General features: G+C 71.0%; 5 protein-coding genes and 1 pseudogene. 2 read left to right on the plus strand and 4 right to left on the minus strand.

The genetic code is table 11. From position 1 onward, the window contains the following. Window positions 1–5 precede the first annotated feature (5 nt). The 4 genes from C3486_RS35805 to C3486_RS35820 form a co-directional block, all read right to left on the minus strand. Complete coding sequence (locus C3486_RS35805) at window positions 6–1,193, minus strand: hypothetical protein (protein WP_103837036.1); 1,188 nt, start codon at window positions 1,191–1,193, stop codon at window positions 6–8. After that, complete coding sequence (locus C3486_RS35810; protein WP_103837037.1) at window positions 1,175–1,912, minus strand: ABC transporter ATP-binding protein; 738 nt, start codon at window positions 1,910–1,912, stop codon at window positions 1,175–1,177. The genes C3486_RS35805 and C3486_RS35810 overlap by 19 nt, the downstream gene beginning before the upstream one ends. A 295-nt stretch (window positions 1,913–2,207) precedes the next feature. Continuing rightward, window positions 2,208–3,569 (minus strand): aspartate aminotransferase family protein, encoded by a 1,362-nt coding sequence (locus C3486_RS35815; RefSeq protein WP_103837038.1) that lies wholly within the window; start codon window positions 3,567–3,569, stop codon window positions 2,208–2,210. A gap of 2 nt (window positions 3,570–3,571) precedes the next feature. Further along, on the minus strand, window positions 3,572–4,045 hold the full coding sequence (locus tag C3486_RS35820) for an Lrp/AsnC family transcriptional regulator (protein WP_037773605.1): 474 nt from the start codon (window positions 4,043–4,045) through the stop codon (window positions 3,572–3,574). Between the two features lie 206 nt (window positions 4,046–4,251). On the opposite strand from C3486_RS35820, the gene C3486_RS35825 reads away from it, so the two are divergent. Then, entirely contained in the window at window positions 4,252–5,706 is a 1,455-nt protein-coding gene (locus C3486_RS35825) for a gamma-aminobutyraldehyde dehydrogenase (RefSeq protein WP_103837039.1), read from the plus strand. Between the two features lie 150 nt (window positions 5,707–5,856). Beyond that, window positions 5,857–6,391, plus strand: a pseudogene (locus C3486_RS35830) (spermidine/putrescine ABC transporter substrate-binding protein); the annotation flags it as partial.

A 6,391-nucleotide genomic window follows, 5' to 3' on the forward strand; every position in this document is an offset into this window, starting at 1 on the left:
TGCGGTCAGCCCCCCAGTGGTCCCGCCGCCAGGTGGGCGACCCCGCCCGTGACCGCCGCCAGGATCACGACCAGGACGGACGCGCGGAGGGCGGCCGCACGGCGGAGGAGGCCGGCGGGGGTGCCGAGGCGGCGGAGCGCCTCCGTGGTGGCGGTGCGGGCCGTGCGGGACTCGGCGACGGTGGCGAGGACGCTGAACACCGTGCAGGCCAGCACCAGGCCAGCGCCGAGCGCGGTCAGCGGGCCGAGGGAGCCGTGGGCCCCGTGGCCGTGCAGGGGCAGCGTGCCGGGGCCGTAGAGGACGTACCCGGCGTACGCGCCGGACGCCGCCGCCATCAGGACGCCGAGCGGGCGGCCCAGCCGGCGGGACTCCTCCTGGAGCACCCGGCCGGCCAGCAGCCGCACGGCACCGCTGCGGCCCATGCTCAGGACGCGCCCGATCAGGTGCACCAGGCCGGGCGCGGCCAGCACCAGTCCGGCCGCCGACAGCAGCCAGCCGGTCAGCACGCCCACCTCGCCGGTGACGGCGCCGCCGGGCAGCGGCAGCAGCCGGGCGCCCGGACCGGTGTGGCCCGCTGCGTACACCTCCAGGGCGAGCCCGGCGGCGGTGAGCGCGATGCCCCAGGGCAGGCCCGCCGGGGTGGCGGTGTCCGTGCGGGGCGGGTCGTCGGCGCACGGCGCCGACGGGGTGTTCCGGCCGGGCCGGAGCGCCACGGCGGTCGCCGCGGCGGCCACCAGGGGCACGGCCGCGAGCAGCACGCCGACCGCGGCGTACGGGAGCGGGCCGCGGCCGAGCAGCGCCGCCGGGCCGACCGGCGTGCCGCCCAGGTCGCCGCGGAGCCGCAGGAAGACCAGCAGGGCCAGCACGCTGCCCAGCGCGCAGGCCAGCAGAGTGGAGGCGGCGGCGACCAGGGTGAGCCGGACCGGGCCGAGGCCGGCGGCGGCCATGCCCTCGCGGAGCCGGGCCGCCGGGTCCGTACGGGCCACCGCGACGGCGAGCTGCGCGGTGGCGGCGAGCGGGACCAGGCACCAGGCCAGCCGCAGCGCGGAGCCGGCGGCGTCCCGCGGGGTGTCGACGGCGTGGCCGAGCGTGGCGAGCAGCAGCAGGGCCGTGCCGGCCGCCGCGACGGCGACCAGCAGGCGGCGCAGCTGTACCGCCGGGCGCGCGCCCCGGGCTAGACGGAGAGCGAGCACTCTTCCCTGCCTTCCGTCTCTGCGGGGCCCTCGGCCCGGCCGGCGCCGGCCCGCCGGCCGTCCAGCAGGGCGAGGGTGCGGTCGGCGAGGGTGGCCGCTTCCGCTTCCTGGGTGGCCAGCACGACGCTGATGGCGTGGCTGCGGGCGGCGTTGACGATCGTACGGAGCACCTGGGCCGCGTCGGCGCGGTGCAGCGGCGCGGTCGGCTCGTCGGCGAAGAGCACCTGCGGACCGGTGGCCAGCGCGCGGGCCAGGGCGACGCGCTGCTGCTGCGACCGGTCCAGGGCCGCCGGCCGTCGCTTGGCGCAGTCCGCCACGTCCAGCCGCTCCAGCCACTCGGTGGCGGCCTGCATCGCGGTCCTGCGGCCGTCACCGCGCACCAGGAGCGGCAGCGCGGCGTTCTCCCGCGCGGTCAGCTCGGGGACCAGCCGGGGCTCGGTGCCGACCCAGCCGAAACGGTCCAGCCGGAGCCGTTCGCGGCTGGTGGCGGAGAGCGTGTGGACCGGGTGGCTGTTGAACCAGACCTCGCCGCTGTCCGGGACGAGCTGCCCGGAAAGGCACTTCAGGAGCGTGGTCTTGCCGCTGCCGCGCGGACCGGTGACGGCCAGGATCTCCCCTTCGCGCACACCGAGGGAGATGCCGGTGAGTGCGGGGCTCTGACCGTGGGCGTGGTGCAGTCCGCGAGCCCATAGAACGTCGTTGTCGGGCGGGGCCACCATCTGCGCACCTCGTGCTCGCTCGCGTCCTTCGTTCCCCTGACCGGGTGAACGACCATGGAGGGTATCGGTCACAAGCACGGTAGGTACTGCCGGGTCCCGCCATTCACCGGTCAGCACGGAAGACGGCCGAGGTTCACTCATATGGCTTGAAATGAGTGACCTCGGCCGCCTGTTGTTCCGTTGTACGGGCTCTTCCGGAGAGACCGCTGGAGCAGGTCGGGCGGAGCGGGTTCCGTGGCCCCGCTCCGCCCGGTTCCCCCCGGTGAGGGCCGGGAGGACAGCTCGGTACCGCGGATCAGAGCTTGGTCCACGCCTCCGTGAGGACGCCGCGCAGGATCTGCTCGATCTCGTCGAACACCGACTGGTCGGCGATCAGCGGCGGGGCCAGCTGGATGACCGGGTCGCCGCGGTCGTCCGCACGGCAATACAGACCGGCGTCGTACAGCGCCTTGGACAGGAAGCCGTAGAGGACGCGCTCGGTCTCCTCGTCGTTGAACGACTCCTTGGTGACCTTGTCCTTGACGAGCTCGATGCCGTAGAAGAAGCCGTTGCCGCGGACGTCGCCGACGATCGGCAGGTCGTGCAGCTTCTGGAGGGTGGAGTAGAAGTTGCCCTCGTTCTCCAGGACGTGCTTGTTCAGGCCCTCGCGCTCGAAGATGTCGAAGTTCGCCAGCGCCACGGCCGAGGAGACCGGGTGGCCGCCGAAGGTGTAGCCGTGCAGGAAGGTGTTGTCGCCCTTGTAGAACGGCTCGGCCAGGCGGTCGGAGATGATGCAGGCGCCGATGGGGGAGTAGCCCGAGGTCATGCCCTTGGCGCAGGTGATCATGTCCGGGACGTAGCCGAACTTGTCGCACGCGAACATCGTGCCCAGGCGGCCGAACGCGCAGATGACCTCGTCGGAGACGAGCAGCACGTCGTACTGGTCGCAGATCTCGCGGACGCGCTGGAAGTACCCGGGCGGCGGCGGGAAGCAGCCGCCGGCGTTCTGCACCGGCTCCAGGAAGACCGCGGCGACGGTCTCCGGGCCCTCGAAGAGGATCTGCTGCTCGATCTGGTCGGCGGCCCAGCGGCCGAAGGCCTCGGGGTCGTCGCCGAAGAGCGGGGCGCGGTAGATGTTGGTGTTCGGCACCTTGTGCGCGCCGGGGACCAGCGGCTCGAAGGGGGCCTTCAGGCCCGGCAGGCCGGTGATCGACAGGGCGCCCTGCGGGGTGCCGTGGTAGGCCACCGCACGGGATATGACCTTGTGCTTGGTGGGCTTGCCGGTGAGCTTGAAGTACTGCTTGGCGAGCTTCCAGGCGGTCTCGACTGCCTCGCCGCCGCCGGTGGTGAAGAAGACCTTGTTCAGGTCGCCCGGGGCGTAGTTCGCCAGCCGCTCGGAGAGCTCGACGGCCTTGGGGTGGGCGTAGGACCACACCGGGAAGAAGGCGAGCTCCTGGGCCTGCTTGTACGCGGTCTCGGCCAGCTCGACCCGGCCGTGGCCGGCGTTGACCACGAAGAGGCCGGCGAGGCCGTCGATGTAGCGCTTGCCCTTGTCGTCGTAGATGTTGGTGCCCTCACCGCGGACGATGGTGGGCACGGGGGCGTTCTCGTACGACGACATGCGGGTGAAGTGCATCCACAGGTGGTCGTACGCCGTCTTCGAAAGGTCGGCGCTCATGGTTATCGCGTTCCCCAGGTGTAGGTCTGCTTCTTGAGCTTCATGTAGACGAAGCTCTCGGTGGACCGCACGCCGGGCAGCGTGCGGATGCGCTTGTTGATCACGTCCAGGAGGTGGTCGTCGTCCTCGCAGACGACCTCGATCAGCAGGTCGAAGGAGCCGGCGGTGACGACGCAGTACTCGACCTCGGACATGCCCGTGAGGGCCTCTGCCACGGGATCGACGTCGCCCTCGACGTTGATTCCGACCATTGCCTGCCGCCGGAAACCGACCGTGAGGGGGTCGGTGACGGCGACGATCTGCATCACACCCTGGTCGAGCAGCTTCTGTACGCGTTGCCGTACGGCCGCCTCGGACAGGCCCACGGCCTTGCCGATCGCGGCGTACGGACGGCGCCCGTCCTCCTGGAGCTGCTCAATGATCGCCAGGGAGACGGAGTCGATCGACGGAGTGCCGTTTCTGTCACGAGTGGCCACGCCCCTCACTGTGCACGAGCCTCGTCCGTCGCGCAAGCCCGATTCGCCGAAATCAGTTGTTCACTGAAGAGGAGGCCACGGAATCCGTTGTTACTGGCGCGTGGGTATGTCGAAAACGGGGCTTGCATGGTTAGAGTGGGCGTCTCAACCACCGGACACCTGACACCGGTCATCTGACACCGGACACCTGACAGGAGGGGTCGCACGTGACCACCGAACTGCGCCGTCTGCGCAACTACATCGACGGGGAGTTCCGGGACGCCGCCGACGGCCGCACCACTGACGTGGTCAACCCGGCGACGGGCGAGGTGTACGCCACCGCGCCGCTGTCCGCGGCCGCCGATGTCGACGCCGCGATGGCCGCCGCTGAAGCCGCCTTCCCGGCCTGGCGGGACCTGATCCCGGCGGAGCGCCAGAAGGTGCTCCTGAAGATCGCCGACCGCTTCGAGGAGCGGGCCGAGGAGCTGATCGCCGCCGAGTCGGAGAACTGCGGCAAGCCGATCGCCCTCGTACGCTCCGAGGAGATCCCGCCGATGGTGGACCAGATCCGCTTCTTCGCCGGTGCGGCGCGGATGCTGGAGGGCCGCTCGGCCGGCGAGTACATGGAGGGCCTGACCTCCATCATCCGCCGCGAGCCGGTGGGCGTCTGCGCGCAGGTCGCGCCCTGGAACTACCCGATGATGATGGCCGTGTGGAAGTTCGCGCCGGCCATGGCGGCGGGCAACACCGTCGTCATCAAGCCCTCGGACACCACCCCGGCGTCCACCGTCCTCATCGGCGAGATCATCGGCGGTGTGCTGGAGGAGCTGGGCCACTCCAAGGGCGTCTTCAACGTCGTCTGCGGCGACCGCGAGACCGGCCGCCTGATGGTCGAGCACCCGGTCCCCGCGATGGCCTCCATCACCGGCTCGGTCCGGGCCGGCATGCAGGTCGCCGAGTCCGCCTCCAAGGACCTCAAGCGGGTCCACCTGGAGCTGGGCGGCAAGGCCCCGGTCGTGGTCTTCGAGGACACCGACATCGCCAAGGCCGTCGAGGACATCTCCGTCGCCGGATACTTCAACGCCGGCCAGGACTGCACGGCCGCCACCCGCGTGCTCGTCCAGGAGTCCATCCACGACGAGTTCGTCGCCGCGCTGGCCAAGGCCGCCTCGGAGACCAAGACCGGCGCGGTCGACGACGAGGACGTGCTCTACGGCCCGCTGAACAACGCCAACCAGCTCAAGCAGGTCAAGGGCTTCATCGAGCGGCTGCCCGCGCACGCCAAGATCGAGGCGGGCGGCCAGCAGGTCGGCGACAAGGGCTACTTCTTCGCGCCGACCGTCGTCTCCGGCCTCAAGCAGGACGACGAGATCATCCAGAACGAGGTCTTCGGCCCGGTCATCACCGTCCAGTCCTTCACCGACGAGGACCAGGCCACCGAGTGGGCCAACGGCGTGGAGTACGCGCTCGCCTCCTCGGTGTGGACCAAGGACCACGCCCGCGCCATGCGGATGTCCAAGAAGCTCGACTTCGGCTGCGTGTGGATCAACACCCACATCCCGCTCGTCGCCGAGATGCCGCACGGCGGCTTCAAGAAGTCCGGCTACGGCAAGGACCTCTCCGCCTACGGCTTCGAGGACTACACCCGCGTCAAGCACGTCATGACCTCGCTGGACGGCTGACGGCCGGTTCGCCGTACGGCGTCGAGCCGGTGCCGTACCGCCTCAAGTCGGGTGCCGTGCGGGGCACCTGACACACCGTCGCGGGCCGGGGCCCGGCGGCAGACGATCTGTCTGTTGCCGCCCCGGCCCGCGCCGCGTGAGAGTCCTCACATGGATCGTCTTTCGCGGCGTGCGCTGCTCAGAGGTGTCGGTACGGCCGGAATCCTGGCCGCGATGGCGGGGTGCGGGGTGCCGCCCGCGTACGTACGGGCCGGGGAGCGCGGGGCGCCCGACCGCTCGGCCGCCGACAGGTCCCTCACCTTCGCCAACTGGCCGCTGTACATCGACGTCGACGACCACGACAAGCAGAAGCGGCCCACGCTGGACGCGTTCGAGAAGCGCACCGGCGTCTCGGTCACGTACACCGAGGAGATCAACGACAACGACGAGTTCTTCGGCAAGATCAGCCCCGCGCTGATGAACCGCCAGCCCACCGGCCGCGACCTCATCGTCATCAGCGACTGGATGTGCTCCCGCTTCGTACGGCTCGGCTGGGTCCAGGAAATGGACCGCGACCGCCAGCCGAACGTGGCCGAGCACCTGGACCCGCTGCTGCTCGAGCCCGCCTTCGACCCCGGCCGCAAGCACTGTGTCCCCTGGCAGTCCGGGATCACCGGCATCGCGTACAACCGGAAGAAGCTCGGCC

The sequence above is a fragment of the Streptomyces sp. Ru73 genome, from assembly GCF_002920575.1.
GTDB lineage: Bacteria > Actinomycetota > Actinomycetes > Streptomycetales > Streptomycetaceae > Streptomyces.

Bases quoted from the DNA above. Each gene is read 5' to 3' on its own strand.
- C3486_RS35810 (WP_103837037.1), bottom strand. From the start codon at position 1,912: ATGGTGGCCCCGCCCGACAACGACGTTCTATGGGCTCGCGGACTGCAC.
- C3486_RS35815 (WP_103837038.1), bottom strand. From the start codon at position 3,569: ATGAGCGCCGACCTTTCGAAGACGGCGTACGACCACCTGTGGATGCAC.